This window comes from Pseudomonas sp. IT-P294, assembly GCF_949767865.1.
In the GTDB taxonomy this organism is placed as follows: Bacteria; Pseudomonadota; Gammaproteobacteria; order Pseudomonadales; family Pseudomonadaceae; genus Aquipseudomonas.
Window position 1 is genome coordinate 387,599 of record NZ_CATKQW010000011.1, and the last position, 26,052, is coordinate 413,650.

The following is a 26,052-nucleotide window of genomic DNA, read 5'->3' on the forward strand; positions in this document are numbered from 1 at the left end:
CGTCTCAAGATCGTGGATCAAACGCATCACGCAGCGCTTCGCCAATGAACACCAGCAAGGAAAGAATCAGTGCCAGGGTAAAAAACGCGGTCAACCCAAGCCACGGCGCTTGCAGGTTCTGCTTGCCCTGGCCAATCAGCTCGCCCAGCGACGCGCTGCCGGCGGGCATGCCGAAACCGAGGAAATCCAAAGCTGTGAGGGTGGAAATCGCACCGGTGAGAATGAACGGCAGGTAGCTCAGCGTCGCGTTCATCGCATTGGGCAGAATGTGCCGCACGATGACTTTGCGGTCGGTGAGGCCCAGCGCACGGGCGGCCTTGACGTATTCCAGGTTGCGCCCGCGCAGGAACTCGGCGCGCACCACGTCGACCAGGGCCAGCCAGGAGAACAGCGCCATGATCCCCAGCAGCCACCAGAAATTGGGCTCAACGAAACCCGACAGAATGATCAGCAAGTACAGCACCGGCAACCCGGACCAGACTTCCAGCAAGCGCTGGCCGATCAGATCGACCCAGCCGCCGTAATAGCCCTGCAACGCACCGGCAGCGATGCCGATCAATGCGCTGACAAAGGTCAGCATCAGCGCGAAGAGGATCGATACCCGCGCACCGAAAATCACCCTGGCCATGACGTCCCGGGCCTGGTCGTCGGTGCCCAGCCAGTTGACGCTGGAAGGCGGGCTCGGCGCGGGTTTGTCGAGGTCGTAGTTCGGCGTGTCGTCACTGAACGGAATCGGCGGAAACAGCATCCAGCCGCCATCCTTTTTAATCAGCTTCTGCACATAGTCGCTGCGATAGTCAGCCTGGAACGGCAATTGCCCGCCGAACTCCTGCTCGGTGTGACGCTTGAACACCGGGAAATACCATTGGCCCTGGTAACTGACCACCAGCGGTTTGTCGTTGGCGATCAGTTCGCCGCCCAGGGTCAACAGGAACAAACCGACAAACAACCACAGCGACCACCAGCCCCGGCGGTTCTTCTTGAAACGTTCAAAACGGCGACGGCCTAACGGCGAGAGCTTGAACATCAGGCGTTCCTCGCGGCGAAGTCGATACGCGGGTCGACCAGGGTGTAGCAAAGATCGCCGATGAGTTTTATCAAAAGACCGAACAGCGTGAAGATAAACAACGAGCCGAACACCACCGGATAATCCCGCGACACGGCGGCTTCGTAGCTCATGCGTCCGAGGCCGTCGAGGGAGAAAATCACCTCGATCAACAGCGAACCGGCAAAGAACACGCTGATGAACGCCTGGGGAATCCCCGACACCACCAGCAGCATCGCATTGCGAAACACATGGCCGTAAAGCACACGCCGTTCGCTCATGCCTTTGGCGCGGGCAGTGATGACGTATTGGCGAGTGATTTCATTCAGAAACGAGTTCTTGGTGAGAATGGTCAGTGTCGCGAACCCGCCGATCACCAGCGCCGTCACGGGCAACACCAGGTGCCAGAAGTAGTCGGCGATCTTGCCCACGGTCGACAGCGACTCGAAGTTGTCCGACACCAGCCCGCGCACCGGGAACCAGTTCAGCGAGGTGCCACCGGCGAAGACCACGATCAGGAACATCGCGAACAGGAACGCCGGCATCGCGTAACCGATGATGATCGCGGTGCTGCTCCAGATGTCGAAATGACTGCCGTGGTGCACGGCTTTGCGGATGCCCAACGGAATCGACACCAGATAGGTGATTAGTGTGGCCCAGAGCCCCAGTGAAATGGTCACCGGCATCTTTTCCAGGATCAGGTCGGTGACGGTGGCGCCACGGAAAAAGCTTTTGCCGAAGTCCAGGCGCGCGTAACTGGTGAGCATCAGCCACAAGCGCTGCGGGGCCGGCTTGTCAAAGCCGTATTGTTTTTCGATGTCCTTGATCAGTTGCGGGTCGAGGCCGCGACTGGCGCGGGAGGTGCTGGACATGGTTTCGCCGGAACCGCCGCCGACACTCGCGCCACCGATGCCTTGCAGGTGTGCGATGGCCTGTTCCACCGGACCGCCCGGCGCCGCTTGGACAATGACGAAGTTGACCAGAAGAATGATCACCAGTGTCGGAATGATCAGCAGCAGGCGCCGCAGTATATAAGCCCACATCAATGCGGCCCTCCGGGTTTGCCGCGGCTGATTTTCTCGGCGGTCATTTGCTGGTTGGTCAGCGGCGTGGTGCTGGTTTCCCACCAGGTCTCGATGGCCTCGTCATTGCTGGCTTGCTCGTCGGGCATGCCGAAACGGTTCCACCACACGGTGGAGGTGCCTGGCGGGTAGTAGTTGGGAATCCAGTAGTAATTCCATTGCAGCACCCGGTCCAGGGCATGGGCGTAGCGCAGCATCTCGGGTTGGGTGGTGGCGCGGACCAGCCCGGTAATCAGCGTATCCACCGCCGGGTTCTTCAGCACCATGTAGTTATTGGCGCCGGGGTCGGTGGCCGAGATCGATCCGAAGTAGTTGAACAGTTCGCTCCCGGGCGAGGTGGTGACCGGATAACCGGTGACGATCATGTCGTAGTCACGGCTCATCAGTCGGTTGACGTACTGGGAGGAATCGATGCGACGGATGTTCATGTCGATGCCGATCTGCTTCAACGTGCGCTTGTAAGGCAGCAGAAGTCGGTCCATGCCGTTCTGGCTGACCAGGAAGGTGAAGCTCAACGGCGTGCCTTCGGCATTGACCAATTGATCGTCATCGGGTTTCCAGCCGGCCTGCTCGAGCAGGTCCAGGGCTTGCAGTTGTTTGTCTCGAATCAAGCCGCTGCCATCGGTCTTCGGTGCTTCGAAGACCTGAGTGAAGACTTCGTCGGGGATTTGTCCACGCAACGGTTCGAGAATCGCCAGCTCGCCGGCATCCGGCAACTTGCGGGCGGCGAGGTCGGTGTTGGAAAAGAAGCTCTGCTGGCGGATGTACATGTCGCGCATCATCTGCCGATTGCTCCACTCGAAATCCCACAGCATGGCCAAGGCTTGACGCACGCGGCGGTCCTGGAACATCGGGTTTTGCAGGTTGAACACGAAGCCCTGGGCCGGTTGCGGCGCTTGCGTGGCCAGATGCGCCTTCTGCAGGCGACCGTCGCTCAGGGCCGGGCTGTCGTAGCCTATGGAATAGCCGGTTGCGGAGAACTCGCGGTTGTAATCGTAGGCGCCGCCACGCAGCACCTGGCGCGCGACGTCGGTATCGCCGAAGTACTCGATGCTGAAATGATCGAAGTTGTAGAGGCCGCGGCTAACCGGCAAATCCTTGCCCCACCAGTCGGCGTTGCGCTCGAAAGTGATGCTGCGACCGGAGTCGACCTTGCTCACCTTATAGGGGCCACTGCCCAGCGGCGCTTCGTACCCGCCGCCATTGGCGAAATCGCGGGTCTTCCACCAGTGTTCGGGAAACACCGGCAAGGTCGCGATGTCGAGGGGCAGGGTACGGTTTTCGTTGCTTTTGAAGTCGAACCGAACCGTCAGGGGGGATTCCACTTCGACGCCTTTGACGTCGGCGAATTGCGTGCGATAACGCAGGCTGCCCTGGGTCATCAGCAGGTCGAAGGTATAGCGCACGTCTTCGGCGGTGATCGGTGTGCCGTCGGCGAAGCGAGCCTTCGGGTTCAGGTAGAAGCGCAGGTACGAGCCGTCGTCCGGGCGCTCCATCTTTTGCGCCACCAGGCCGTACACGGTGTAGGGCTCGTCCAGCGAACGCTGGGCCAGCGGTGAGTAGATCAAGCCGTCGATTTGCGTGACACCAATGCCCTTGTCGATGTACGGCAGGATATGGTCGAAATGGCCGATTTCGATGGCGGAACGACGCATCGTGCCGCCCTTGGGGGCTTGCGGATTGGTGTAGGCAAAATGACTGAAGCCGGCAGGATACTTCGCCGGTTCGCCGTACACGGTCAACGCCTCTTGCGGTGCGGCATTCACACCGGTGGCAGCCAATAACAGGGCCACGGCAGTGAACAATAATGTGGGGAAAGCCAGTCGCATTGTCAGCCTTAGAGCCGGGTGGTCGTTAACCACAATTTGTACGCTACCGGCGCGTCCGTCGCCAGCCGTATCACGTCACACAAACACAACGGCCCACCAAAAGGCGGGCCGTTGTGCGCAAAACATCGCAGGCGTCAGTCCTGACGGCTGGTCACTTCCAGCAGGTGATAACCGAACTGGGTCTTGACCGGGCCTTGCACCACATTGATCGGTGCGCTGAAGACCACGGCGTCGAATTCCTTGACCATCTGGCCTGGACCGAACGAACCCAAGTCACCGCCTTGACGGCTGGATGGGCACGTGGAGTTGGCTTTGGCAACTTCGGCGAAATCAGCGCCGCCTTCGATCTGGGCTTTGAGTTCGTTGCACTTGGCTTCGGAGGCAACCAGGATGTGACGGGCAGTGGCTTTGGCCATGGGGAAATACTCCTTTCAATATTCAGTAAAGTGCTGAGCCTACCGGATTCAGTGGGCTAATTCTCCCTCAAAGTTCCGCTCGGTCGTCCGGCGCCCGGTTACAGACCGGCATTTCTCAAGCGTTCGGCGTGCTGAACATAGAGGGCCACAGGGTCGATGCCTTTGCGGACCAGGCCGGCCGTCTGGTTAAGGCTGTCCAGATGATCCAGCGGGTAATCGGAACGGATCACTTTCCCTAGGTGAGAGCTGTAGCGACCGACCATGCCGTCATTCTGCTCGGCTTCAGTGGTGAAGTAACCGGAAAAGGCGCGCAGAAACCCGTGTAGCGGATCGAGTGCATTCAGTCCTTCGTCGAGGATGTTGCCCTGCAGGGTGCCGCTCCAGGAGTAGTAGCGAACCCCGTTGACCTGGTCGCGCCCCTTGCCGCCCCACGTTTTTGGCAGTCCTTGTGGGTATTTGTCGTTGAAAATCCCCACGCCCTCGGTGGTCAGTGAGTTGAGTGCGGCGATAGCGTTTTGCGGCATCAGATGATTGCCGCTGAGCAACGAGAGGAAATCGGCGAACAATGTGGCAACCGTGGCGGCGACATGCTCCGGCAGGCGGCCGGGCGTTAACGCCTTGCGCAGGAAGTCGGCCAGTTCCGAGCCGTGGTTCGGTCCGCTGACGGAGGTTACCGACGCGATAACCTCGGGTGCCACTGCCGCCGCGTAACGGGCAGCGAGTGCGCCCTGGCTGTGGCCGATCAGGTTGACCTGACTGGCACCGGTGCCTTCCAGTACCCGTTCGATCTGTGCCAACAGTTGGTCACCGCGGGCTTCATTGCTATGGGTAGCCGAGAGGTGTGGGATAAATACTCTTGCGCCAGCACTTCTAAGGGCCTGCTTGACGCCGTGAAAGAGTTCGACATTGCCGATGCGATCGAAGCCGAAGAGTCCGTGGATCAGCAGGATCGGGTACTGAGTGGTTGCATTCCGTAGCATGATCATTCCTTTTTCTCGGTGGTTCAGAGGGGTGGATATGGGTTCACTCTAAAGCACACTGGTAGCTCCGCGATGTATGAAGAGTCCGCTGTAAACTGATGAAAAAGTTATAGAAAGTGTAGGAAAACTCGAAATACCATGAAGTCCTGTTCGGAATATCTGGACATCTTTATGTCCCACGCGAGGCGCATCGCAGCAACAGCCTACTGTCTGTAGGTCATTTGCCGGTCAGAGGATTCGCTTTTCAGATGCCAGCCCTCTGTCGAGGGCTGGTCGCACAGGAAGGGTTATGCCGGGCGTTGGACGCTGTCCCGAGCCCGAAGCCGGTCGGCGGCTTGACGCAGTAATTGTTCAGTCGTGCCCCAGCCGAGGCAGCCATCCGTGACCGAAACCCCGTAACGCAGGGTCGGGCTCAAGGGTTGGCAACCTTCGAACAAATGGCTCTCGATCATCATGCCAATCAGCGATGGGTCGCCTTGCAGGCGTTGCTCAAGCACGTCGTTGAACACGGCAGGCTGACGAGCCGGGTCTTTGCCACTGTTGGCATGGCTGCAGTCGACCATGATCCGCGCCGGGATCTTGAGTCGGGTCAAGTCACTGCGTATCTGCGCAACGTTGTCGCGATCGTAGTTCGGCCCGCGATGACCACCGCGCAACACCAGGTGGGTGTCGGGATTGCCTGGGGTTTGAACAATTGCAGGGTGCCCCTGGCTGTCGACACCGAAATGGCGATGCGGGTGAGCGGCCGAACGCATGGCGTCGCTGGCAACCGTGACGCCGCCATCGGTGCCGTTCTTGAAGCCGACCGGCATGCCGAGACCGCTGGCCATTTCCCGGTGGATCTGCGATTCGGTCGTGCGGGCGCCGATCGCGACCCAGCTCAACAGATCGTCGAAGTAGCCAGCGGCCATCGGTTGCAGCAGCTCGGTGGCGATTGGCAAGCCGAGTTGAAGCATTTCGCGCATCAGTTCGCGGGACAAGGTCAGGCCACCGGCCATGTCGTCACTGCCATCCAGATGCGGGTCGTAGGCCAGGCCCTTCCAGCCGACCGTGGTGCGGGGCTTTTCGACATAGGCGCGCATCACCAGCAGCATTTGATCGCTGACGTCGGCAGCAAGGCGGGCAAGATTGGCTGCGTATTCGAGCGCGGAGTGCGGGTCGTGAATCGAGCAGGGACCGACGATGATCAGCAAGCGGGAGTCTTCACCGTTGAGAATCGCGCGAACAGCCTGGCGGTGTGCGGCGACTTGCTGGGTCAATGCGTGGGTGAGGGGCAGTTGCTGTTTGAGTTGCAATGAGCTGGGCAGGCGCAGGGTCAGCGCTTCATTGGCAGGGCTCAAGGTGGACAGCGGCAGTGCAGAAACGGACGAGTTCATATTCAGGCTTCCTGGGCGGGCGGCGGGTTCTGTCCCGCGTGCTCGGCCCTACTGGGGTGTTCGACAATTAGCCGGATTGGCTGCGTGTGTGTGCTTGCCACCTGTGGGTGACCGATCGGAGGCGGCAGGCTGTCCCGAGCGGAGGCTGGTAAATCGCCAGGCGGTAAAACTGTCGTAACGGTAATAAGTGGCGTAGTTCATTTTCTGAATCCTCAAAGTGTCTGGTGTGTTGCTGAAAACTGCTGGAGCTGAAAAAACAAAACCCCCGGTCGGGAGGCCGACCGGGGGTTGAGAATTCTCTGGTGGCGACCCGTTTAAAGTGGGCGCCGTGTGGGTATCAGGCGCGCCAGTGGCTAAACCAATACCCAAAATAAAAGCTGACCGGAGCACAAACGTCGTTCACCCGGGCAGCCGCAACCGAGCGCGGGGCGCTGGCGGTACGAAGCGGTGAGAGGGCGTTGAACATGGTCTGTCTCCGATGGATGCGCCGAGCTTACTAGAGGCCGGTGCGCGGTTTCAATCAGAAAATGCTATCGATTGCAGACGGCATTTTCTATCGCTTGAGTGCATCAAGGTTTATGACACACTTTGCCTTCAGCCCAACTTGCACGTCACCAGGACGAACCATGACGACACTGACCATTGCCGCCGCCCAGTCCATCTCCATCGCCGGTGACCTCGCCGCCAATATTGCCTGGCACCAACGCTTCATGCAGGTGGCGGCGGAGCAGGGCGTCCAATTGCTGGTGTTTCCTGAATTGTCGCTGACCGGATACGAACGTGAACTGGCAGCGCAATTGGCGATTGCACCCGATGCCGAGGTACTGCAACCGCTGCGTGATTTCGCGAGGGAAGTCGGTGTGACGAGCGTGGTCGGAATGCCGATTCGCCTGTCGGACGATTCGCCGGTATTGATCGGTGCGTTGGTCCTTGGTGCCGATGGTTCGCTTGGGGTGTACAGCAAGCAGCATTTGCATCCGGGCGAGGAGGTGGTGTTTGCACCGGGCACGGGCGGTTCGACATTGACGATAGGTGCTGACACGGTCGCGTTGGCGGTGTGCGCCGATTTTTCTCACGCCAGCCACGCCGCCGCGGCGGCGGAACAAGGAGCTAACTTATATGCCGCGGGCGTGCTGATCACCGAAAATGGCTACGCGCCGGACAGTGCCATCCTGCAAGGCTATGCGAGCGCCCATTCGATGGCCGTGCTCATGGCAAACCACGCTGGTGCGACCGGTGGATGGGAGTCGGCAGGGCGCAGTGCCATCTGGGCGCAGGACGGTTCGCTGATTGCAGCGGCGCCGGGCACCGGGAACCTGCTGGTGGTTGCCCGCCGCGATGCCGCGGGCTGGGAAGGGCATATCGTCCAGGTTACGCAGGCGTGACGGGGTTCCAGTTGCGTCCGGCAACCTCTGGAGATCTGGAATTCGCGCGCAACCTGACCTGTCGCAACATGCTGCGCTATTACATTCAGAATGATTTGCTCTGGCTGGACGAGGCATTCGATGTGGCCTGGGCTGGGCGCGAGAGCTGGTTGATCGTCCGTGACGATGTCCTGCTGGGCTATGTGAGCCTGAGTCGTGATGCGAAAGCCCTGTATATCCGCGAACTACACGTGCTCGAAGCATTTCGGGGGCAGGGAGGCGGTTCCTGGGCGATCGATCAGGTATTCGCCATGGCAAGCAAGGAACGGCGTCCGGCATTACGCCTGACAGTTTTTGAAACGAATCCGGCCAAAGCACTTTACGAACGAAAAGGGCTGAGGGTGGTCGGTCAGGACGAGTGTTTCCTGAGAATGCAGCGCGATGTCGATGAGCTTCGTCGCTGAAACGCGCTTGTGACAAGCCTTTCAAGATGTATTGAAACTTTTTATATGACGCTTGCCGCTAGGTCTGCCAGTTGCTTTTTGCTAAGGTGTCCGGCAACCCAATAAGACCATATCGCGAGGTGTCTGCTTGATTAGGGTGCTAGTAGTCGATGACCATGATCTCGTTCGTACAGGCATTACACGAATGCTGGCTGACATCGATGGCCTGCAAGTAGTCGGCCAGGCTGAGTCCGGGGAAGAATCCCTGCTCAAAGCGCGTGAGTTGAAACCCGATGTGGTGCTGATGGACGTCAAGATGCCCGGGATCGGCGGTCTTGAAGCCACGCGCAAATTATTGCGCAGCCACCCGGACATCAAAGTCGTAGCGGTCACCGTGTGCGAGGAAGATCCGTTTCCTACGCGCCTGTTGCAGGCGGGTGCCGCCGGTTACCTGACCAAAGGCGCAGGTTTGCCGGAAATGGTCCAGGCCATCCGCCTGGTGTTCGCCGGCCAACGCTATATCAGCCCGCAGATCGCCCAGCAATTGGCGATCAAATCCTTTCAGCCGACTAACGATTCGCCGTTCGATGCATTGTCGGAGCGCGAGATCCAGATCGCCTTGATGATTGTCGGCTGCCAGAAAGTACAGATCATTTCCGACAAGCTCTGCCTGTCGCCAAAAACGGTCAATACTTATCGTTACCGCATCTTTGAAAAGCTATCGATCAGCAGTGATGTCGAGCTGACGTTGTTGGCGGTTCGTCACGGAATGGTCGATGCCAGCCTCTGAAAATGACTGAAGTCTTTGATCCCAGCGCCTTTCTGTCGACGGTCAGTGGGCGTCCCGGCGTTTATCGCATGTTCGACAGCGATGCCCGCCTGCTGTATGTCGGCAAGGCCAAGAACCTGAAGAATCGACTGTCGAGCTACTTTCGAAAGTCCGGTCTTGCGCCCAAGACGGCGGCGCTGGTCGCCCGTATCGCTCAGGTCGAAACGACCATTACGGCCAACGAAACCGAGGCGTTGCTGCTTGAGCAGACGCTGATCAAGGAGTGGCGTCCGCCGTACAACATCCTGCTGCGCGACGACAAATCGTATCCCTACGTTTTTCTTTCGGATGGCCAGTTTCCTCGCTTGAGCATCCATCGCGGGGCAAAAAAGGCCAAGGGCAAGTATTTCGGTCCCTATCCCAGCGCGGGCGCGATTCGCGAAAGCCTGAGTCTGTTGCAAAAGACTTTTTTTGTTCGCCAATGCGAAGACAGCTATTACAAGAACCGTACGCGCCCTTGTCTGCAATATCAGATCAAGCGCTGCAAGGCGCCGTGTGTCGGGCTGGTTGAGCCAGAGGTGTATGCCGAAGATGTTCGCCACTCGGTGATGTTCCTTGAAGGCCGCAGCAATGCGCTGACGGACGAGTTGTCCGCGGGCATGGAGGAGGCGGCGATCAATCTCGAATTCGAGCGCGCCGCCGAACTGCGCGATCAGATCTCCCTGCTGCGCCGGGTTCAGGATCAACAGAGCATGGAGGGCGGCACAGGCGATATCGATGTGATCGCCGCGTTCGTCAATCCGGGCGGCGCCTGTGTGCACTTGATCAGCGTGCGTGGTGGTCGGGTGCTGGGCAGCAAGAACTTTTTCCCGCAGGTCGGTATCGACGAAGACGTTTCCGAGGTCATGGCCGCGTTTCTCGGCCAGTATTTCATTACCAGTCCGGAACGCGACTTGCCGAGCGAACTGATCGTCAACGTGGTCCACGAAGATTTTCCGACGCTGATAACGGCCATCGAAGAGCTGCGCGGTCGCGAGCTGACCATCAGTCATCGAGTGCGCGGCACCCGGGCGCGCTGGCAGCAATTGGCGGTCACCAATGCCGAGCAGGCGCTAAGCGCACGTCTGGCCAACCGTCAGCACGTCGCTGCGCGTTTCGATGCCTTGGCCGAAGTGTTGAACCTGGACGAGCCGCCGCAGCGTCTCGAGTGCTATGACATCAGCCACTCCAGCGGCGAAGCGACCGTGGCGTCTTGCGTGGTGTTTGGCCCGGAAGGCCCGATCAAGTCCGACTATCGTCGTTACAACATTGAAGGCGTCACCCCGGGCGATGACTATGCAGCCATGCACCAGGCCCTGACCCGCCGCTTCAGCAAACTCAAGGACGGGGAGGGCAAGCTGCCGGACATTCTGTTGGTGGACGGTGGCAAGGGCCAGCTGTCCATGGCTCGCGACGTACTCAATGAGCTGGCGGTGCCTGACCTGATTCTGCTGGGCGTGGCCAAGGGCGCGACTCGCAAGGCCGGTTTCGAAACCCTGTACCTCAACGACGCAGCCCATGAATTTACCTTGCGCGGCGATTCCCCCGCGCTGCATTTGATCCAGCAGATACGCGACGAAGCTCACCGTTTCGCCATTACCGGGCACCGCGCGCGCCGAGGCAAAACCCGGCGTACGTCGACGCTCGAGGGCGTTGCAGGGGTCGGACCGACGCGTCGCCGCGATTTGTTGAAACATTTTGGTGGATTGCAGGAGCTGTCTCGTGCCAGCATCGAAGAGATCGCCAAAGCACCCGGGATCAGTAAAAAGCTCGCAGAGTTGATTTATGCAAATCTGCACAGCGAGTAGAATGCCACCTCACCTCGTAGCCAGTTGTGCCGATGAATATCCCTAATCTGATTACCGTTCTACGCGTCCTGCTCATCCCGATCTTCATTTTACTGTTCTACCTGCCTTATCAATGGAGCTACCTGGCTTCCGCCTCGGTCTTCGCATTCGCCGCCGCCACAGACTGGCTGGACGGTTATCTGGCGCGTCGCCTGGAGCAAAGCACACCGTTCGGGGCGTTCCTTGATCCGGTGGCGGACAAGCTCATGGTGGCCGTTGCGCTGGTATTGCTGGTGCAAGAGCACGGCAACCTGTGGCTTACGCTGCCAGCCGCCGTCATCATTGGTCGCGAAATTGTCGTCTCGGCGCTGCGTGAGTGGATGGCCGAACTCGGCGCTCGCGCTCACGTCGCCGTGTCAAACCTGGGCAAATGGAAAACCGCCGCGCAAATGCTCGCGCTGGTGATCCTGTTGGCCAATCCATCCGACTTCTCCTTTTGGGTCTTGGTGGGTTATGCCTTGCTGTTGGTGTCCGCGGGCCTGACGTTGTGGTCCATGGTCCAATACCTGCGGGCGGCCTGGCCACATCTGAAGACCGACGTGGAAAAGAAATAAAACTTTTTTGAATCAAAGGGTTGACGGGGCTTCTGGATTCTATAGAATGCGCCACACCAAGACGCGGGAATAGCTCAGTTGGTAGAGCACGACCTTGCCAAGGTCGGGGTCGCGAGTTCGAGTCTCGTTTCCCGCTCCAAGTTTGTACGCATTTGATGTTGAGCAACATGACAGCAAATGTAAGTGGCCGAGTAGCAAAATGGTTATGCAGTGGATTGCAAATCCACCTACGCCGGTTCGATTCCGACCTCGGCCTCCACTATAAATAAGCTCCGTAGATCTATGATTTACGGAGCTTTTTTATTTAAGCAGTCCTGCAAGATTTTGTCTTGAAAAGGGGATCTGCGAACTTGCTTCACCGGGACGGGATGTATATATTTCGTCCTCTGTTGCACAAGCGTCAGAACTGCCAGATGGTTATTGGTCAGTCTCCAGACTGCTACACCGCTACACCGCGCTACCGCCCGAATGGCGAAACTGGTAGACGCATGGGACTTAAAATCCCCCGCTCGTAAGGGCGTGCCGGTTCGATTCCGGCTTCGGGCACCATCTTAAATCAAGGGTTTGCAGGCGAAAGCTGATGCAAACCCTTGTTTGTTTCCGGGTCGCAATTTTGACTTTGGGCGGGCTGGCCGGCGCCAACACCATTAAGTGTTTATCGACAACGTTGAATTTTTAAGGTAGGCGCGATGGAAGCACTACGCATATTGCCCGCTGCGGAAACCTGGATGCTGTTAGCGTTCCTTTTTTCTTGCGTCTTATTACCAATGTTGTTTTTGTCGCGGCTGATTCCATCACTGGCGCCTGAAGGCCACGCGGAAACCAGATGGATTGATGGCCTGCGAGGCTTTGCCGCTGCGATTGTGTCCCTAAATCATGCGCCGATGGTGATTGCCAATCTGGTAGTCATGCCAAAGGTGTTTTATTTGGATTCTGTCAATAGCAAGATACCAATGCTATTTGGTGCTACAGGTGTGCAGCTATTTTTTTGCATCACGGGCCTGTTGTTTACGAGCAGAATAGTTTCGAAAAAAACAATTGACTGGACGGATTTTTATGCAAAGCGAGTGCGTCGGGTTGTTCCTGTGTATTTCGTTGCCGCCACTTTTGCGATCATCATTGCTGCATGGTTCTCATGGCCTATAACTCAAAAGCCTGTCGAGATCATCAAGGCGCTACCTGGCGTTTATGCATTTAAATTCCTTCCTATGCCGATAATCAATGAATTCGATTTCAAGCGATTGCTGGGTGTCTCTTGGACGCTCGCTATAGAATGGCGTTTTTACTTTGCTCTGCCCATAATTTACATCGCTGCAAAAAAGAGCATAAACGCAACTCTGGCGGCCATTATTATCTTTGCGATTGTTGATCTTTGGCTTAGCGAACTTAGTAGTTGGGCTTTTTTTATTCCCGGAGCTCTGTCTTCTTTTGTTATGTCTAAACATTTTAGTAAGCAGGTCCGGACGATCGCCTCGTTTGTGGCGGTAGCTGCACTTATCACCATTTTTTATCGTGTAGGGGATAAGTCAGATTATGGGCTTGAGCAATGGGTCAGTGTTTCTATTCTGTTCACAGCGCTCACGATATCCCGTCCCCGCTTACTTTCCGCACGCACGTTCGTGGCGATGGGCACTGTCAGTTACAGCTTTTACTTGCTGCACTGTATGGTTCTGTTTTTGGTATTCGGCGCTGTACATCTGTATTGGACAGATGTCGGCTTACTATCGATCACCAACTTCTCACTTTTGGCCGGCATAACACTGTGCTTCGTCTCGATTATCTCAACTGCATCGTATATTTTCATTGAGAGGCGCTTCATGCTTAAGTCGGGTGACGCGAACGTCAATATTGTTCAGGGAAGCTCCTCACTCGTACACCCCTGATTAGTAATTCAATACCAAACCCGTCATGTACGGGTTTTTTTTCGTCTGGAGAAAAGTGATGCTGCCTTTGTGATCTGGCAGCTAGGGGGGGCGGCTATGCGGTTGACCATTTCTTGTGCGCCCGAGGAAGGGCGGCGGTTGTTCAAAGCGTTCAGCGAATGCTGCTCGTTGAAAACATGACGCCAGCGAGCTTGAATACAAGTCAGACATAAACCGGGCTGGGCCGAGCAAAATCGACCCAGTTACCGACTGCAGCCTTTAAACAAAGGGTTGGCCCTTAAAACCACGAGGTAATCTTTGCAGCCCGGTCATGGCGGTAAGCCGTTCCGTCCAGGCGGCGCGCCAGTCATTGGCGGTGTGAGTGGCTTTGGCTTTGCGGGCGGCGCGGCGTGCAGCGTTGCGCTCGGCCTTGCGCGCCTCCTTGAACGCGTCGGTGTTTCGGCAGCTTCTGCATTTGACGCGCGTTAGCACGTTGGTTGAGGTGAGGTTGCTACCTTTGTGACCGCAGGCCAAGTGCCCGCTGACTTTGAAGTGAGTGACCATCAGACGCCTCCTTCGTGACGTGTAGTCGTTTGACACTCCGTGGTGGCAGGCGTTCGCAAGGCTGGAAAACAGGCAAAAAAATGGCCTGCATGCGGGCAGGCCAAGGGGGGAGTTCATCAAAGGAGTGGGTTCACTGTAGGGCGCTTGGTGTGAACATAACGTGAAAGAAAAGTCGTAAATAAAAAAGCCCAGCGCCAGGCCGGGTTGGGGGGGGGATCGCAGAAAATATTCAAGTGGGCACGCATGTAGTGACGATGAAGTCGCCGTTCATGCGTGCTGAATCATGCCCTTTCGAGAATGAAGAGTCCGGATCAAATCATCTGAACCTTGGCAGCGGTGGCTCGACAGGTTTTAGCGAGGACAGAGTGTTTTTAATCAGCGGCTCGTCTTTTTCGATATCGTTCAGACGATCACGGATTCTGAGGGCTGTCGGGTGCCCCCCTTGATGATCCACCCAGTCGGCAATTTCCTTGCACGCGGCAGCAAGTCTGGCCTGACGAGAGTCAAGCAGGGTGAGCAGGGTGGTGATGGACTCTTTTTCGGACATGGCAAACACCTCCGTTCAAGAAACCTGGTAAGCGGCAGCAAAAAGCCCGCGAGTGCGAGCTTTCTGCCATTGGGGTCGCTGGTCCATCAGCTGTTTAAGTATAGACCCGGGCTTCAGCCTTGTCGGACCTTCACTTGAGACCTGGCATTGAGCTGTCGGCATTCACGTCGGGCATCTTCTTCAAGATCGAAACCGTCACCGATGAAGCCGTGGGTCCGAGTGTCGGCGATGCGATACCAGACGGCGGCGTCGGGTGGCAGGTGGCTGGTTTCTCCGGCTCGGCGGCCATGAATGATGATCTTGTTGCAACGCTTCACAACGAAAATGTCTTCCATGGCGTCACCGCAGCTTATTTGTGTCCACATCAACTATAGAAGTTCTTTGCGAAGGTGCAAAAAAGGATGGCTCAGTTCGTCGGTTCCGTCGCGGCGATCATCTTGTCCAGAAACTTGGCGAGCCCGACTTCCTCCGCCCGCAGCCCTTTGCGCGTCCTCGGCCGAGGCAGTTCGGCCAATGCGCCGAGCATGAAACCTTCGAGCACTGCCGGGTGGATGTAGCATTTGCGGCAGACCGCCGGGGTGTTGCCCAGCTGTTTGGCGACGTCTTTTACCATCGCTACCACATGACGTTTTGCATCCGATTCGGGTTCCCACTGCAACTCTCGCAACACTGACAATGCCAGCGCGCTGCCCGCCCAGGTGCGGTAATCCTTGGCCGTGAAGTCGGCGCCGGTGAGGATTTGCAGGTAGGCATTGACGTCGGATGAGCTGACGGTGTGCCGCTCGCCTTGTTCGTCCAGGTATTGAAACAGGTCTTGTCCGGGGATCTCCAGGCAGCGCTTGATGATTCGCGCCAGGCGTCGGTCTTTTACGGTGATCTGGTGTTCGACGCCACTTTTGCCGCGGAACTGAAACAGGATCGCACTGCCATTGACCTCGACATGGCGGCTGCGCAGGGTGGTCAGTCCATAGGATCGATTTTCCCGGGCGTATTGAGTGTTGCCGACCCGGATCAACGTCGCATCGAGCAAAGTAATAACGGTCGCCATCACTTTGTCCCGGCTGAACCCGGGAGCGTCCAGCAATGCCTCTAGACGTTTGCGCAACTTGGGCAATGCCTGGCCGAAATCCCGCAGGCGCGAGTATTTGTCGGCGTCGCGCACTTCGCGCCAGCGCGGGTGATAGCGGTATTGTTTGCGGCCGCGTGCATCACGGCCGGTGGCTTGCAGATGGCCGCGCGGGTCGGCGCAGATCCACACGTTTGTGTAGGCTGGCGGGACGGCGAGGGCGTTGATGCGTTTGATTTCGTCGGGGGCCTTGATGCGCTGGCCCGCAGGATCGAAATAGCAGAATTTCCCCCGCAACAACTTGCGGGTGATTCCGGGCTGCGTGTCATCGACATAGTGCAGGTCCGGTGGCAGTACATCGGGCAGCGCGGTATCGGGCATGGCGGGCAATCCTCGACGAAGAATCAGGGCCTGTAATGCCATTGACCGCGCCTGTTCGCCGTGGTGCCAGCGGATTTAAGCCAGGACGGCCACCGCTTTGATTTGCGCCCAAAGCTGTTGGCCCGGGTGCACGCCGAGTTGATCCCGGGAGTAACGCGTGATGCGTGCGAGCAGTGGCGTGCCGCCTGCATTCAAGCGGATCAGCACGTGAGCGGCATTGTCGGCGCCGATTTCACTGATCACCGTAACGGGCAAGCGATTGAGGATGCTGCTTTGCTCGACGCTTTGCAGGCTCAGACTGACATCTCGTGCCTGGACCTTGCAGCGCAGTGCCTGACCTTGGCTCATAGGCGCGTGTGCCACCCGAATGCTCAGATCGGTTCCGGGCAGTTGCAGCGTGAGCAATTGATAGTGCGGGTCATAGGCGCTGACATGACCTTCAACCACCACGCCCGCATCGTCGCCCAGCGCCAGAGGCAAGTCGAGACGCGCCAGGGTTTCACCGATGGGACCGCTGGCCAGCGCCTTGCCATCGCTGAGCAAGACGAGGTGATCGGCCAGTCGCGCCACTTCATCCTGCGAGTGACTGACGTACAGCACCGGGATGTCCAGTTCATCGTGCAAGCGTTGCAGGTACGGCAGGATCTCGTTTTTGCGCTGGCTATCCAGTGCCGCCAGCGGTTCGTCCATCAGCAACAGTTTCGGGCTGGTGAGCAGCGCACGAGCGATGCCGATACGTTGCCGTTCACCGCCGGACAGATGTTGCGGATGGCGGTCCAGCAGATGACCGATTCCCAGCAGTTCAGTGGCATGAGCCATGTCGACCCGGCGCTGTAGCTTTGGGATACGTTTGAGACCGAATTCCAGATTGGCCAGCACCGACAGGTGGGGAAACAGGCTGGCTTCCTGGAAAACGTAACCCAGTGCGCGCTTATGTGGCGGGACGAAAATCTTCTTGTCGCTGTCCTGCCAGACTTCATCGTTTATCTGAATGAAGCCGTTTTCGGCCCGTTCCAGACCGGCGATGCAGCGCAGGCACGTCGTCTTGCCCGAGCCGGAATGACCGTAAAGCGCGGTCACTCCACGGCCCGGCAAATACAGATCGACATCCAGGGCGAACCCCGAGTAATTCAGTTTCAGGCGCGTATGAATCATCGATCAGCTCCAGCCCGCTTTGGTTTTACGGCTGGAGTACAGCGCCAGCAACACGGCAAACGAGAACACCAGCATCGCCCCGGCCAGCCAATGGGCCTGGGCGTATTCCATCGCTTCGACGTGGTCGTAGATCTGCACGGAGACCACGCGGGTCTTGTCGGGGATGTTGCCGCCGATCATCAGCACCACGCCGAACTCGCCGACGGTGTGGGCGAAACCGAGGATGGCCGCCGTGATAAATCCCGGGCGTGCCAGTGGCAGAATCACGCTGAAGAAGGTGTCCCAAGGATTGGCGCGTAAGGTGGCCGCCACTTCCAGTGGGCGAGTGCCAATGGCGGAAAACGCGTTTTGCAGCGGTTGGACCACGAACGGCATCGAGTAAAGCACTGAACCGATGACCAGACCGGCAAAACTGAAGGTCAGCGTGCCGAGCCCCAGCGATTGGGTGAGATGACCGACAAAGCCATTTGGGCCCAGCGCCAGCAACAGATAAAAACCAATCACCGTGGGCGGCAGCACCAGGGGGAGGGCGACAACGGCCCCGACCGGGCCGCGCAGCCAGGAGTGAGTGCGCGACAGCCATAACGCAATCGGAGTGCCGATGATCAGCAGGATCGCCGTGGTCAAAGACGCCAGTTTCAGGGTCAACCAGATGGCGGAAAAATCGGCACTCGTCAGGCTCATTTGAGTTGGTAACCGTAGGACTTGATGACAGCGGCGGCTTTCGGACCCTTGAGGTAGTCAACCAACGCTTTGGCAGCCGGGTTGTCCTTGCCCTTGTTGAGGATCACGGCGTCTTGTTTGATCGGGTCGTGCATGTCCGCCGGAACGATCCACGCCGAACCGCCGGTGACTTTGCCGTCTTTATAGATCTGAGACAAGGCTACGAAACCCAGTTCAGCGTTGCCGGTGGAAACGAACTGGTAGGCCTGGGTGATGTTCTGGCCTTCGACGATTTTGTCTTTGACCTTGTCGCTCAGGCCCAGCTTGGCCAGCACCTGTGTGGCGGCCAGGCCATAGGGAGCAGCCTTTGGGTTGGCAATGGACAAATGCTGATACTGATTGTCGCTGAGCACTTTGCCCTTGGCATCGACGTATCCATCTTTTGCCGACCACAGCGCCAACGTGCCGACGGCGTAAGTGAAGCGTGATCCCTTGACGGTATCGCCTTCGGCTTCGAGTTTTTGCGGGGTGGTGTCGTCTGCCGAGAGGAACACCTCGAACGGCGCGCCATTCTTGATCTGGGTGTAGAACTGGCCCGTTGCGCCGAAGGAAGTGACCAGTTTGTGCCCGGTGTCTTTCTCGAAATCAGCAGCGATGGCCTGGATCGGCGCGGTGAAGTTGGCGGCAACGGCCACCTGGACTTCGTCCGCCTGAGCGGAGCCGAAAGCGAATGCGGCGACAAGGCCTGCGAGACAGGTGGGGGCAAAACGTGAGGCACGAATGGTCATGAAACGGCTCCGTTATAGGCGAATGCAACAAGGGGGTTAAAACGCTATATAGCGGAATATATAGCGAAATGCCTGCAAACGGAATGCGTGGAGTTCAGGACTGGCCTGTAGCAGCCTTTGGCGACTGCTACAGGGGACTGCGTGTTATCGACGAATTAACCTGGCCAAGCCTTCTTCTGCCAACTGCCGAGTCAGCTCGGCGGTTGTCGTTTCAGTGCACAACGTAAACGCCTGCCCAGCCCAGAGGTTGCTGAAATCCGCTTCACCTTTGGCGCGCAACGGCATCAATGCACCACCGGCCAGAGGGAAGGCGGGGGCTTTATCGCTCATGGGGCCGAGTTCGCGCATGACCCGATTGAGAATTCCGCGTGCCGGGCGACCGGTGAAAATGTTGGTCACCGCGGTCTCGCTTTCCTTGGCGGTGCGCAACGCTTTGTGGTGGGACGCGCTGACCTTGGCTTCCGGTGTGAACAGATAAGCCGTCCCCACCTGCACTGCCGAAGCACCCAGTACAAACGCTGCCGCCACGCCCCGCGCATCGCTGATCCCGCCCGCTGCAATCACCGGCACTTTCACCGCGTCGACGATTTGCGGCACCAAGGCGAATGTTCCCACCTGGCTGCTCAGGTCATCGCTGAGAAACATCCCGCGATGGCCTCCAGCCTCGTAACCCATGGCGATGATCGCGTCGCAGCCATGTTGTTCCAGCCAGATGGCTTCTTCGACCGTGGTCGCCGACGAGAGGATTTTTGCCCCGGTGGCCTTGACTCGATCCAGCAGGGATTTTTCTGGAAGGCCGAAGTGGAAGCTCACGACTTCGGGGAGAAATTCTTCGAGCACTTCGCAGGCCGCGTTATCGAAAGGTGCACGATTGGAGACCGGTGTCGGTGCTTCGAAATCGACGCCCAGCTCCCGATAGTACGGTTCCAGCAGATTCTTCCACTCGCGCGCGCGTTGCTCGTCGGCGGCTGGCATTTGATGGCAAAAGTAGTTGATGTTGAACGGACGCTGGCTGTGTTGACGGATCGTCTTCAGCTCCTCGCGCAATTGCTCGATGCTCAGCATGGCGGCTGGCATAGAACCCAGGCCGCCAGCATTGCTCGCCGCAATGACCATGGCCGAGCCGGTGGCGCCAGCCATGGGCGCCTGGATGATCGGCAGCTCGATGCCGAGCAGGTCAAGAATGCGGGTGTCTGGCCATTGGCTCATTTCAATGAATCTCCGACGGGTAGAACCGTTTTTTACCAGTAATTACCAGGGCAGGGCCAGTCGACTTTTGGCTGGCGAAAAAAAGCATAGCCATGCGTCATGAAAACGCCCGACGCTTTAGCGGCTTAGCTGAAAGTCTTGTACGGCGAAATGTTTCTTTGTGGTATTTCAATAGGCCCACAACCTGATTGATTCCATTGAGAGGGCATGATGTTCAAAGGCATTTTGATCGACAAAGACGACAGCGGTTACCGGGCCACACTGCAAGAGATCAATGACGATCAACTGCCCGAGGGCGATGTGACGGTGCGCGTGGCGTACAGCACGCTGAACTTCAAGGATGGCCTGGCAATCACTGGCAGCAGCCCGGTGGTCAGGAAATTCCCGATGGTGCCGGGGATCGATCTGGCCGGCAGCGTCGAGGTCAGTGAGCATCCCGACTACAAGGTCGGCGACCAGGTCCTGCTCAATGGCTGGGGCGTGGGCGAAGGGCACTGGGGCGGACTGGCGCAAAAGGCTCGCCTGAAGGGCGACTGGCTGATTCCACTGCCTAAAGAATTCACCGCAGCCCAGGCCATGGCGATCGGTACTGCCGGTTACACGGCAATGCTGTGCATCCTGGCGCTGGAGCATAACGGCGTGACGCCTGAGCAGGGCGAGGTCCTGGTCACTGGCGCCAATGGTGGTGTCGGCAGCTTCGCCATCGCACTGTTGAGCAAACTCGGCTATCGGGTCGTGGCATCCACCGGCCGCACCTCCGAACACGATTACCTCAAGCAGCTCGGGGCCAGCGAAATCATCGATCGCGCCACGCTTTCCGAGCCTGGCAAACCATTGGCCAAAGAGCGTTGGGCGGCGGTGATCGACTCGGTCGGCAGCCACACGTTGGCCAACGCCTGTGCCAGCACCAAGGCCAATGGCACGGTGGCCGCGTGCGGTCTGGCACAGGGCATGGACTTTCCGGCGTCAGTTGCACCCTTCATTTTGCGCGGTGTGACCCTGGCCGGGATCAACAGCGTGACCCAACCCAAAGCCAAGCGTGTAGAGGCCTGGAACCGCCTGGCGAAAAATCTGGATTTTTCCCTGCTGCCGCTGATCAGCCATGAGATCGGCTTGAGCGAAGCCATTGAAGCCGCACCGCGCTTGCTGGCCGGGCAATTGCGCGGTCGGGTTGTGGTTGACGTGAACCGCTGATTACACCGTTTCGCGTTCGAGCAACTGACGCTTGCGCTCGACACCCCAGCGATAGCCCGACAGGTTGCCGTCGCTACGCACCACGCGGTGGCAGGGAATGGCCACCGCAATGCTGTTCGCGCCACAGGCCTGGGCCACGGCGCGCACGGCTTTCGGCGCACCGATCCGTTGAGCGATATCGGCGTAGCTGGCGGTGCTGCCGGCAGGAATTTCCCGCAGCGCCTGCCAGACCCGTTCCTGGAATGCCGTCCCGCGTACGTCCAGGGGCAAGTCCAGGCCCATGGCCGGTGCTTCGATAAATCCGACCACCTTGGCGATCAATTGCTCAAACGCGTGATCGGCCCCAATCAGGTTGGCACGTCGAAACTTGTCCTGCAGGTCGCAGACCAATTGGTGTGGATCGTCCCCCAGCAAAATCGCGCAGACGCCACGTTCACTTTGCGCCACCAGAATCGCCCCCAGGGAACACTGGCCGACGGCGAAGCGGATGTCGGTATTTTTGCCGGCCGCGCGGTAATCGCCAGGTTTCATGCCCAGCACCTGATCGGCCGACTCATAGAAGCGGCTATTGGAATTGAAGCCTGCCTCATAAAGGGCATCGGTGACCGAGCCGCCATGCGCCAGACGATCACGAACCTTGCGTGAGCGATGGGCCGTGGCGTAACCCTTGGGCGTCAACCCGGTCACGGCTTTGAACACACGATGAAAGTGGAAACTGCTCAGGCCAGCAGCCTGCGCCAATTCATTCAAGGCCGGCAGCTGTTCGGCAGATTCGATGTGACGGCACGCGGCGGCCACGATCACCGCGTGTTGTGCAGCAACGTCGCTTTGATCCTTTGCGGCCCGCTTGCTCGGACGATAACCGGCCGCCCGGGCTTGTTCAGCGGTGTCGAAAAACTCGACATTCTGTGGGTTCGGCAGGCGCGCCAGGCTGCTGGGGCGGCAGTAGATTCCGGTGGTTTTCACCGCATAGACAAATTGCCCGTCCGCTCCCGGGTCGCGTGCGACGACAGCCGCCCAGCGGGGATCGTCCTTGGTGGCGATTATTTTCGAATGAGTTGTCATGGCGTTTTATCCGTTGGCCCGTTTCATTCAGACTATCCAGCCAGCAGGATCGTGGCACTCCGAGTCTTGCGGTCGAATTAGAAGGTTTCAACCGGCGGTTCGAAAGGTGAAGTTGATCCGTTGCTCGCCCAGTCGAGGGTGATAACCCTCCTTGATCGGCAGGATGCCGTGATAGCGCAAGCGGTCGACGCCACCCCAGACCACGATATCGCCATGCTGCAGCCCTATGCGCTGGCTTTTGTCCCCACGTTCAAAGCCGCCGAACAGAAACGTGGCCGGCAACCCCAGAGACACAGAAACAATGGGTGCCGCGTAGGAACCTTCGTCTTTGTCCTGATGCAATGACATCTTGGCCCCAGGGATATAGCGGTTGATCAGGCAGGAATCAGGTACGAAGTCCGCAAATCCCGCTTCCCGTGCCGCCGCTTGTGCCAGTTCGAAAAACACCTCGGGCATCTTCGGCCAGGGCTGTCCGGTCTGTGGGTCGTGACGCGTGTACCGGTAACCGCTGCGGTCGGTAGTCCACCCCCAAGTGCCGCAACTGCTCAAGGCGACGGACATGGTGAAACCGCCCGGCGTGACCATTTGCCGAAACGGCGCTGCCGCCAGAACCGCTTCCAGTTCAGGCAGCAATTGTTCCAGCCAGGGCAGGGCAAAGCCTCGCAGGACGTAGGACTGTTCACCGATCTGCTCGCGCCTGGGCTGTTGCTCGGGTTCGGCATCAGCAAACATATCGAGGGTGGTCGGGCTCATGGGGTCATAGCGCATCGTGAAAGATGATTCCAAGAGTATGCCGTTTTCCACTGTGCAGGCGACTCACGCCGTGGCGCATTGTCACTCGGTAATAGCCACGCACGCCTTTGACCGGGCGCTGATTCACGGCAAAGATCACGCCATCGCCTTTCTTCAGGCCGATGACCTGCGGACGTGATTGCATCCTCGGTCGCTGCTCGGTCAACACAAACTCGCCGCCGGTGAAATCTTCATCCGGTTCTGACAGAAGAATCGCTATTTGCAGCGGAAACACGTGTTCGCCGTACAGATCCTGATGCAAGCAGTTGTAGTCCTGCGGCCCGTATTGCAGCAACAACGGTGTCGGACGTTCCTGGTCGGCGGCATGGCAACGCGCAAGAAACGCTTCGTGCGTTGCGGGAAAGCGGGTCGGCAGATCCATGCATTCGTACCAGCGATTGGCGATCGGCACGAGGTGAGGGTAGAGCGCGCTGCGCAAGCAGGCGACCACATCCGGCAGCGGGTATTTGAAGTATTTGTACTCGCCGCGGCCAAAACCGTGACGAGCCATCATCACTTGGGAGCGAAAGGGGTTCTGTTGCGGATAGAGCGCGCTGATTTCGTCACAAGTCGTCACGCTTAAAAGCGACTTGAGGACGGCGCAACCATCCTGGTCGAGTTGCTGCCCGAGTGTCACCCAGTCCAGCGTGTCCAAAGAGAGTTCGCTCATCGTTGACTCCTTAACCCAAGGTCGAGGCAGGCAGTCTAGGGCTCGATAAGAGGGTGAACACTCCGGCGCTTGCGGCCAGACTCGAGAGGGCGCGGAGCATGACGTCCTTGTTGTCGCTCCGGGGGCCGAGTCGCGTTACAGTGCCTTGCTGACGCTGATATCGCTGATGACGTCTTCGCTCGAACCATGGATGGCGTCCAGCGCGGCTTTGGCTTCTTCTTCAGTTCCGTTTACGAGCTGGGCAAATTCGAAGCGGCGTTCACCGTTGAGTTTGTATTTGATGACGTACTTGGTCGTTTGGGCCACGGTGATACCTGCCTGTGTGCGTGTGGGAGCGTTTTTCAGCTCAGTTTCGAGCTGGAACGACGGATGATCTTGATCGAGTGCGTCAGGGTCGGTTTACGGGTCACGCTGATCGGACGACGGTTGACCGTGTCGATGGTGATGTTCCAGAAACCGGTGCTCGGCGCTGTAATCCGGGCCGGGAAGGTGTCGAACGCACCGCCGTGGTAAGTGTGACGGCCACCATTCTTGAAGCTGCGGAAGTTGGCGTCGTTCATCAAGCGGATGTTGCACATTTGCGAGCACTGGATGACGACGATGTCGTCTTCGTTGAGGTGCTCGCGCTGGTGGATAAATTTCATGAGGCGCCTCCAGAAGGGCTTTTTCTACAAAATCAAAACGATAGCATGGGCGATTGGCGCAGTTTATCAGCCCGAACGGGTTATTATCCGGTCGCCGGGGTCCGCTTTGACAATTAAAAACAGTTATTCGGAATTCTATGAGCGATAAAAGCAATGAGCCTCGGAGAAAACCAGCATTTGTGCTGTCGGAGGGTCTTTATCGGAGGTTTAGTATGAAGTGGGCTGTATTGGTCCTGCCGCTGGCTTTGGTAGTGAGTGGTTGCGCAAATGTCGCGGAAATTAGTGAAACGCTGCCCACGATGAATGTGATCTCAGGCAAGAAGCCCCATGAGTACGCGCAGTGCCTGGTAGAAAATCTGGCGCAGAGCCGTGGCGCCTTGCAACTGGAGACGCACAAGGACGGCGTGCGGGTGATTGTGCCAGCTAAGTTTTCTTCAGCCCCGGCCGCCGTCTTCGATATCGAAGAGCGCTCGAGCGGCAGCAGTATCAAGCTGCATGAGCGGATGTCCAATGTGCCGATACGTCCAAAGGACGTACAGAAAGCCGCCAATATCTGTATTTCCGGCTGATAGAATGGCGAGCTTCAGCACCAATGCCGTCAAGGTCGCACTTTGACGGCATTGTCATTTTTGGAGTCGAGCATGAAGCGAGAGCAGGTGCGGGAGCGCCATGCAGAGGGTCTGATCTCTGCAACCCATGTGATTCAAAACCCGGCGAACCCGGGTGAATGGATCGTGTTTTTCAAGAAAAGCGCAGGGCGCAGTTATTTCCTGGTGGATGAGAACGATGAAGTTGAGTCCTTTGCTCGCCTCGACGATTTGATCGAGATCGTACGCGGTCTCGGGCTCAAATTCGCCGAAATTCACATGTAGAACCGCAGGCTTTACTTGCAGACCACCACGACACTGCGGTTTTTGAAGTTGCCGACATCAACGCCCAGGGTCTTGTCGCTTTCCTTGGTCGAAGGCGTGCCGTCGGTACCGACGATCCGGTAGCCGGTGCCGGCGCACGACGCGTCGGCTTTTTCATAGCAAGTGGCCCAGGAGTTGGCTTCTCCAGAGCATTCGATGGTCAGTCCTTGCTCGCCATTGTTCAGGTAAGTCTTTTCGGAGGTGGCGCAGCCGCTCAGGGCCAGTATCGCAAGCAGTGGCAAAAATCTTTTCATGTCGTTGTCGTCGTCAGGATGATGGGGCTATGGCTCTGACATCGCTGATGTCAAAAGGTTATAGCGAATGGCCACTTCTTTGCAGGCGATCACAAAAAAAGCCCTGCGTGAGCAGGGCTTCGTCAAAAAATCGGGTTCAGATCACGCGTTGTCTTTGCCGCGACGTTTGGTGGTCGGGGTGGTTGAGTGTTCCAGTTCCATTACGGATGCCACTTCAGTTGCCATTGCTTCGGTCGGTAAAGGGCCGATTTTTTCACCCGTAGCGCTTTGCAGCCACCACTGGCCGTCTTTCGCCTTGCTGATCAAGTACCCGTTGACGCTTTTTGCATCCGACATCTATCTGCCTCGTTGGCTGGTTCAGTTGCGCAATGATAGCGCCAAATGCACTCAGACGGTGCTGATGGGCGTATGGTGGTTCGATTGAATCGCCCGTGCAGGTCTGCTGATCTCTGCTATCTATTAGGGTCGGCCATAAGATCTGCGGAACTATCCGCGAGAATATTTCTCTATGTTGGCATCGGTTAGCCAGTGCGGGGCATTGTA

The 26,052-nt window shown here is 58.0% G+C and carries 30 protein-coding genes and 3 tRNA genes; 12 read left to right on the forward strand and 21 right to left on the reverse strand.

Annotated features, from left to right (window positions below; all coding sequences use genetic code 11):
* Window positions 1–4 precede the first annotated feature (4 nt).
* The 6 genes from ACM6I0_RS09175 to ACM6I0_RS09200 all read right to left on the reverse strand — a co-directional run bounded on the left by ACM6I0_RS09175 (window position 5) and on the right by ACM6I0_RS09200 (window position 6,728).
* On the reverse strand, window positions 5–1,027 hold the full coding sequence (locus ACM6I0_RS09175) for an ABC transporter permease (RefSeq protein WP_259155057.1): 1,023 nt from the start codon (window positions 1,025–1,027) through the stop codon (window positions 5–7).
* Window positions 1,027–2,088 carry a microcin C ABC transporter permease YejB gene (locus tag ACM6I0_RS09180; RefSeq protein ID WP_414922078.1) on the reverse strand — a complete coding sequence of 354 codons (1,062 nt, stop codon included), beginning with the start codon at window positions 2,086–2,088 and terminating at the stop codon, window positions 1,027–1,029. The genes ACM6I0_RS09175 and ACM6I0_RS09180 overlap by 1 nt, the downstream gene beginning before the upstream one ends.
* On the reverse strand, window positions 2,088–3,956 hold the full coding sequence (locus ACM6I0_RS09185; RefSeq protein ID WP_414922079.1) for an extracellular solute-binding protein: 1,869 nt from the start codon (window positions 3,954–3,956) through the stop codon (window positions 2,088–2,090). The genes ACM6I0_RS09180 and ACM6I0_RS09185 overlap by 1 nt, the downstream gene beginning before the upstream one ends.
* Window positions 3,957–4,090: 134 nt before the next feature.
* Window positions 4,091–4,372 carry a peptidylprolyl isomerase gene (locus ACM6I0_RS09190; protein WP_046048458.1) on the reverse strand — a complete coding sequence of 94 codons (282 nt, stop codon included), beginning with the start codon at window positions 4,370–4,372 and terminating at the stop codon, window positions 4,091–4,093.
* Between the two features lie 98 nt (window positions 4,373–4,470).
* The gene (locus ACM6I0_RS09195; RefSeq protein ID WP_414922080.1) at window positions 4,471–5,352 is read right to left on the reverse strand and encodes an esterase/lipase family protein; all 882 of its coding nucleotides are present in this window, start codon (window positions 5,350–5,352) and stop codon (window positions 4,471–4,473) included.
* Window positions 5,353–5,639: 287 nt separating this feature from the next.
* Window positions 5,640–6,728 carry a 3-deoxy-7-phosphoheptulonate synthase gene (locus tag ACM6I0_RS09200; protein WP_414922081.1) on the reverse strand — a complete coding sequence of 363 codons (1,089 nt, stop codon included), beginning with the start codon at window positions 6,726–6,728 and terminating at the stop codon, window positions 5,640–5,642.
* Window positions 6,729–7,354: 626 nt separating this feature from the next.
* Between ACM6I0_RS09200 and ACM6I0_RS09205 the strand changes: the two genes are divergently transcribed.
* The 9 genes from ACM6I0_RS09205 to ACM6I0_RS09245 all read left to right on the forward strand — a co-directional run bounded on the left by ACM6I0_RS09205 (window position 7,355) and on the right by ACM6I0_RS09245 (window position 13,627).
* The gene (locus tag ACM6I0_RS09205; RefSeq protein ID WP_414922082.1) at window positions 7,355–8,113 is read left to right on the forward strand and encodes a carbon-nitrogen hydrolase family protein; all 759 of its coding nucleotides are present in this window, start codon (window positions 7,355–7,357) and stop codon (window positions 8,111–8,113) included.
* On the forward strand, window positions 8,110–8,556 hold the full coding sequence (locus ACM6I0_RS09210; protein WP_414922083.1) for a GNAT family N-acetyltransferase: 447 nt from the start codon (window positions 8,110–8,112) through the stop codon (window positions 8,554–8,556). Before ACM6I0_RS09205 ends, ACM6I0_RS09210 begins: the two co-directional genes overlap by 4 nt.
* Before the next feature lie 127 nt (window positions 8,557–8,683).
* A complete protein-coding gene (gene uvrY, locus ACM6I0_RS09215) occupies window positions 8,684–9,325 on the forward strand; it encodes a UvrY/SirA/GacA family response regulator transcription factor (RefSeq protein ID WP_008015884.1) in 642 nt (213 codons plus the stop codon).
* 2 nt (window positions 9,326–9,327) lie between these two features.
* Complete coding sequence (uvrC, locus tag ACM6I0_RS09220) at window positions 9,328–11,151, forward strand: excinuclease ABC subunit UvrC (protein WP_222586457.1); 1,824 nt, start codon at window positions 9,328–9,330, stop codon at window positions 11,149–11,151.
* A 32-nt stretch (window positions 11,152–11,183) separates the two neighbouring features.
* Window positions 11,184–11,744 (forward strand): CDP-diacylglycerol--glycerol-3-phosphate 3-phosphatidyltransferase, encoded by a 561-nt coding sequence (pgsA, locus tag ACM6I0_RS09225; RefSeq protein WP_090183490.1) that lies wholly within the window; start codon window positions 11,184–11,186, stop codon window positions 11,742–11,744.
* A gap of 63 nt (window positions 11,745–11,807) precedes the next feature.
* Window positions 11,808–11,883, forward strand: a tRNA-Gly gene (locus ACM6I0_RS09230).
* 46 nt (window positions 11,884–11,929) lie between these two features.
* A tRNA-Cys gene (locus ACM6I0_RS09235) sits at window positions 11,930–12,003 on the forward strand.
* 203 nt (window positions 12,004–12,206) lie between these two features.
* Window positions 12,207–12,293, forward strand: a tRNA-Leu gene (locus ACM6I0_RS09240).
* Window positions 12,294–12,433: 140 nt separating this feature from the next.
* Window positions 12,434–13,627, forward strand: a complete 1,194-nt coding sequence (locus tag ACM6I0_RS09245) for an acyltransferase family protein (protein ID WP_414922084.1) — start codon at window positions 12,434–12,436, stop codon at window positions 13,625–13,627.
* 258 nt (window positions 13,628–13,885) lie between these two features.
* On the opposite strand, the gene ACM6I0_RS09250 is transcribed toward ACM6I0_RS09245, so the two are convergent.
* The 8 genes from ACM6I0_RS09250 to ACM6I0_RS09285 form a co-directional block, all read right to left on the reverse strand.
* Window positions 13,886–14,170 carry a hypothetical protein gene (locus tag ACM6I0_RS09250; protein ID WP_414922085.1) on the reverse strand — a complete coding sequence of 95 codons (285 nt, stop codon included), beginning with the start codon at window positions 14,168–14,170 and terminating at the stop codon, window positions 13,886–13,888.
* A 316-nt stretch (window positions 14,171–14,486) separates the two neighbouring features.
* Window positions 14,487–14,717 (reverse strand): hypothetical protein, encoded by a 231-nt coding sequence (locus ACM6I0_RS09255; RefSeq protein WP_414922086.1) that lies wholly within the window; start codon window positions 14,715–14,717, stop codon window positions 14,487–14,489.
* 113 nt (window positions 14,718–14,830) lie between these two features.
* Window positions 14,831–15,052: a hypothetical protein gene (locus ACM6I0_RS09260; RefSeq protein WP_090188686.1), complete on the reverse strand. Its 222-nt coding sequence runs from the start codon at window positions 15,050–15,052 to the stop codon at window positions 14,831–14,833.
* A gap of 71 nt (window positions 15,053–15,123) precedes the next feature.
* On the reverse strand, window positions 15,124–16,164 hold the full coding sequence (locus tag ACM6I0_RS09265) for a DNA topoisomerase IB (protein ID WP_414922533.1): 1,041 nt from the start codon (window positions 16,162–16,164) through the stop codon (window positions 15,124–15,126).
* A 75-nt stretch (window positions 16,165–16,239) separates the two neighbouring features.
* Window positions 16,240–17,319, reverse strand: a complete 1,080-nt coding sequence (gene modC / locus ACM6I0_RS09270; protein ID WP_414922087.1) for a molybdenum ABC transporter ATP-binding protein — start codon at window positions 17,317–17,319, stop codon at window positions 16,240–16,242.
* Between the two features lie 3 nt (window positions 17,320–17,322).
* Window positions 17,323–18,003, reverse strand: a complete 681-nt coding sequence (gene modB / locus ACM6I0_RS09275; RefSeq protein WP_414922088.1) for a molybdate ABC transporter permease subunit — start codon at window positions 18,001–18,003, stop codon at window positions 17,323–17,325.
* Complete coding sequence (gene modA, locus ACM6I0_RS09280; protein WP_414922089.1) at window positions 18,000–18,770, reverse strand: molybdate ABC transporter substrate-binding protein; 771 nt, start codon at window positions 18,768–18,770, stop codon at window positions 18,000–18,002. Before modA ends, modB begins: the two co-directional genes overlap by 4 nt.
* 144 nt (window positions 18,771–18,914) lie before the next feature.
* The gene (locus ACM6I0_RS09285; protein WP_285434042.1) at window positions 18,915–19,979 is read right to left on the reverse strand and encodes an NAD(P)H-dependent flavin oxidoreductase; all 1,065 of its coding nucleotides are present in this window, start codon (window positions 19,977–19,979) and stop codon (window positions 18,915–18,917) included.
* Window positions 19,980–20,189: 210 nt separating this feature from the next.
* On the opposite strand from ACM6I0_RS09285, the gene ACM6I0_RS09290 reads away from it, so the two are divergent.
* Entirely contained in the window at window positions 20,190–21,173 is a 984-nt protein-coding gene (locus ACM6I0_RS09290) for an MDR family oxidoreductase (RefSeq protein ID WP_285434043.1), read from the forward strand.
* Here the strand turns inward: ACM6I0_RS09290 and ada are convergent, their stop codons facing one another.
* The 5 genes from ada to ACM6I0_RS09315 all read right to left on the reverse strand — a co-directional run bounded on the left by ada (window position 21,174) and on the right by ACM6I0_RS09315 (window position 24,344).
* Window positions 21,174–22,238 carry a bifunctional DNA-binding transcriptional regulator/O6-methylguanine-DNA methyltransferase Ada gene (ada, locus tag ACM6I0_RS09295; RefSeq protein ID WP_285434044.1) on the reverse strand — a complete coding sequence of 355 codons (1,065 nt, stop codon included), beginning with the start codon at window positions 22,236–22,238 and terminating at the stop codon, window positions 21,174–21,176. It lies immediately after the preceding gene.
* Between the two features lie 87 nt (window positions 22,239–22,325).
* The gene (alkB, locus tag ACM6I0_RS09300; protein WP_414922090.1) at window positions 22,326–23,006 is read right to left on the reverse strand and encodes a DNA oxidative demethylase AlkB; all 681 of its coding nucleotides are present in this window, start codon (window positions 23,004–23,006) and stop codon (window positions 22,326–22,328) included.
* Window positions 22,996–23,700 (reverse strand): 2OG-Fe(II) oxygenase, encoded by a 705-nt coding sequence (locus tag ACM6I0_RS09305; protein WP_414922091.1) that lies wholly within the window; start codon window positions 23,698–23,700, stop codon window positions 22,996–22,998. Before ACM6I0_RS09305 ends, alkB begins: the two co-directional genes overlap by 11 nt.
* A 135-nt stretch (window positions 23,701–23,835) precedes the next feature.
* Window positions 23,836–24,006, reverse strand: coding sequence for a hypothetical protein (locus tag ACM6I0_RS09310; RefSeq protein WP_090183523.1), 171 nt, complete (start codon window positions 24,004–24,006; stop codon window positions 23,836–23,838).
* A 35-nt stretch (window positions 24,007–24,041) separates the two neighbouring features.
* Window positions 24,042–24,344 (reverse strand): DUF1883 domain-containing protein, encoded by a 303-nt coding sequence (locus tag ACM6I0_RS09315; protein WP_007900033.1) that lies wholly within the window; start codon window positions 24,342–24,344, stop codon window positions 24,042–24,044.
* A 212-nt stretch (window positions 24,345–24,556) separates the two neighbouring features.
* Between ACM6I0_RS09315 and ACM6I0_RS09320 the strand changes: the two genes are divergently transcribed.
* The gene (locus ACM6I0_RS09320) at window positions 24,557–24,913 is read left to right on the forward strand and encodes a hypothetical protein (RefSeq protein WP_414922092.1); all 357 of its coding nucleotides are present in this window, start codon (window positions 24,557–24,559) and stop codon (window positions 24,911–24,913) included.
* Window positions 24,914–24,985: 72 nt separating this feature from the next.
* A complete protein-coding gene (locus ACM6I0_RS09325) occupies window positions 24,986–25,216 on the forward strand; it encodes a hypothetical protein (RefSeq protein WP_414922093.1) in 231 nt (76 codons plus the stop codon).
* 11 nt (window positions 25,217–25,227) lie between these two features.
* Here the strand turns inward: ACM6I0_RS09325 and ACM6I0_RS09330 are convergent, their stop codons facing one another.
* Both ACM6I0_RS09330 and ACM6I0_RS09335 read right to left on the reverse strand, forming a co-directional pair.
* Window positions 25,228–25,509: a hypothetical protein gene (locus ACM6I0_RS09330; protein WP_414922094.1), complete on the reverse strand. Its 282-nt coding sequence runs from the start codon at window positions 25,507–25,509 to the stop codon at window positions 25,228–25,230.
* Between the two features lie 141 nt (window positions 25,510–25,650).
* The gene (locus ACM6I0_RS09335) at window positions 25,651–25,845 is read right to left on the reverse strand and encodes a hypothetical protein (RefSeq protein WP_414922095.1); all 195 of its coding nucleotides are present in this window, start codon (window positions 25,843–25,845) and stop codon (window positions 25,651–25,653) included.
* Window positions 25,846–26,052 lie beyond the last annotated feature (207 nt).

What these genes read in the sequence shown, in the direction of transcription:
- ACM6I0_RS09175 (WP_259155057.1), bottom strand. Translation starts at nt 1,027, where the DNA reads ATGTTCAAGCTCTCGCCGTTAGGCCGTCGCCGTTTTGAACGTTTCAAG.
- ACM6I0_RS09180 (WP_414922078.1), bottom strand. Translation starts at nt 2,088, where the DNA reads ATGTGGGCTTATATACTGCGGCGCCTGCTGCTGATCATTCCGACACTG.
- ACM6I0_RS09185 (WP_414922079.1), bottom strand. Translation starts at nt 3,956, where the DNA reads ATGCGACTGGCTTTCCCCACATTATTGTTCACTGCCGTGGCCCTGTTA.
- ACM6I0_RS09190 (WP_046048458.1), bottom strand. Translation starts at nt 4,372, where the DNA reads ATGGCCAAAGCCACTGCCCGTCACATCCTGGTTGCCTCCGAAGCCAAG.
- ACM6I0_RS09195 (WP_414922080.1), bottom strand. Translation starts at nt 5,352, where the DNA reads ATGCTACGGAATGCAACCACTCAGTACCCGATCCTGCTGATCCACGGA.
- ACM6I0_RS09200 (WP_414922081.1), bottom strand. Translation starts at nt 6,728, where the DNA reads ATGAACTCGTCCGTTTCTGCACTGCCGCTGTCCACCTTGAGCCCTGCC.
- ACM6I0_RS09205 (WP_414922082.1), top strand. Translation starts at nt 7,355, where the DNA reads ATGACGACACTGACCATTGCCGCCGCCCAGTCCATCTCCATCGCCGGT.
- uvrC (WP_222586457.1), top strand. Translation starts at nt 9,328, where the DNA reads ATGACTGAAGTCTTTGATCCCAGCGCCTTTCTGTCGACGGTCAGTGGG.
- pgsA (WP_090183490.1), top strand. Translation starts at nt 11,184, where the DNA reads ATGAATATCCCTAATCTGATTACCGTTCTACGCGTCCTGCTCATCCCG.
- ACM6I0_RS09245 (WP_414922084.1), top strand. Translation starts at nt 12,434, where the DNA reads ATGGAAGCACTACGCATATTGCCCGCTGCGGAAACCTGGATGCTGTTA.
- ACM6I0_RS09250 (WP_414922085.1), bottom strand. Translation starts at nt 14,170, where the DNA reads ATGGTCACTCACTTCAAAGTCAGCGGGCACTTGGCCTGCGGTCACAAA.
- ACM6I0_RS09255 (WP_414922086.1), bottom strand. Translation starts at nt 14,717, where the DNA reads ATGTCCGAAAAAGAGTCCATCACCACCCTGCTCACCCTGCTTGACTCT.
- ACM6I0_RS09260 (WP_090188686.1), bottom strand. Translation starts at nt 15,052, where the DNA reads ATGGAAGACATTTTCGTTGTGAAGCGTTGCAACAAGATCATCATTCAT.
- ACM6I0_RS09265 (WP_414922533.1), bottom strand. Translation starts at nt 16,164, where the DNA reads ATGCCCGATACCGCGCTGCCCGATGTACTGCCACCGGACCTGCACTAT.
- modC (WP_414922087.1), bottom strand. Translation starts at nt 17,319, where the DNA reads ATGATTCATACGCGCCTGAAACTGAATTACTCGGGGTTCGCCCTGGAT.
- modB (WP_414922088.1), bottom strand. Translation starts at nt 18,003, where the DNA reads ATGAGCCTGACGAGTGCCGATTTTTCCGCCATCTGGTTGACCCTGAAA.
- modA (WP_414922089.1), bottom strand. Translation starts at nt 18,770, where the DNA reads ATGACCATTCGTGCCTCACGTTTTGCCCCCACCTGTCTCGCAGGCCTT.
- ACM6I0_RS09285 (WP_285434042.1), bottom strand. Translation starts at nt 19,979, where the DNA reads ATGAGCCAATGGCCAGACACCCGCATTCTTGACCTGCTCGGCATCGAG.
- ACM6I0_RS09290 (WP_285434043.1), top strand. Translation starts at nt 20,190, where the DNA reads ATGTTCAAAGGCATTTTGATCGACAAAGACGACAGCGGTTACCGGGCC.
- ada (WP_285434044.1), bottom strand. Translation starts at nt 22,238, where the DNA reads ATGACAACTCATTCGAAAATAATCGCCACCAAGGACGATCCCCGCTGG.
- alkB (WP_414922090.1), bottom strand. Translation starts at nt 23,006, where the DNA reads ATGCGCTATGACCCCATGAGCCCGACCACCCTCGATATGTTTGCTGAT.
- ACM6I0_RS09305 (WP_414922091.1), bottom strand. Translation starts at nt 23,700, where the DNA reads ATGAGCGAACTCTCTTTGGACACGCTGGACTGGGTGACACTCGGGCAG.
- ACM6I0_RS09315 (WP_007900033.1), bottom strand. Translation starts at nt 24,344, where the DNA reads ATGAAATTTATCCACCAGCGCGAGCACCTCAACGAAGACGACATCGTC.
- ACM6I0_RS09320 (WP_414922092.1), top strand. Translation starts at nt 24,557, where the DNA reads ATGAAGTGGGCTGTATTGGTCCTGCCGCTGGCTTTGGTAGTGAGTGGT.
- ACM6I0_RS09325 (WP_414922093.1), top strand. Translation starts at nt 24,986, where the DNA reads ATGAAGCGAGAGCAGGTGCGGGAGCGCCATGCAGAGGGTCTGATCTCT.
- ACM6I0_RS09330 (WP_414922094.1), bottom strand. Translation starts at nt 25,509, where the DNA reads ATGAAAAGATTTTTGCCACTGCTTGCGATACTGGCCCTGAGCGGCTGC.
- ACM6I0_RS09335 (WP_414922095.1), bottom strand. Translation starts at nt 25,845, where the DNA reads ATGTCGGATGCAAAAAGCGTCAACGGGTACTTGATCAGCAAGGCGAAA.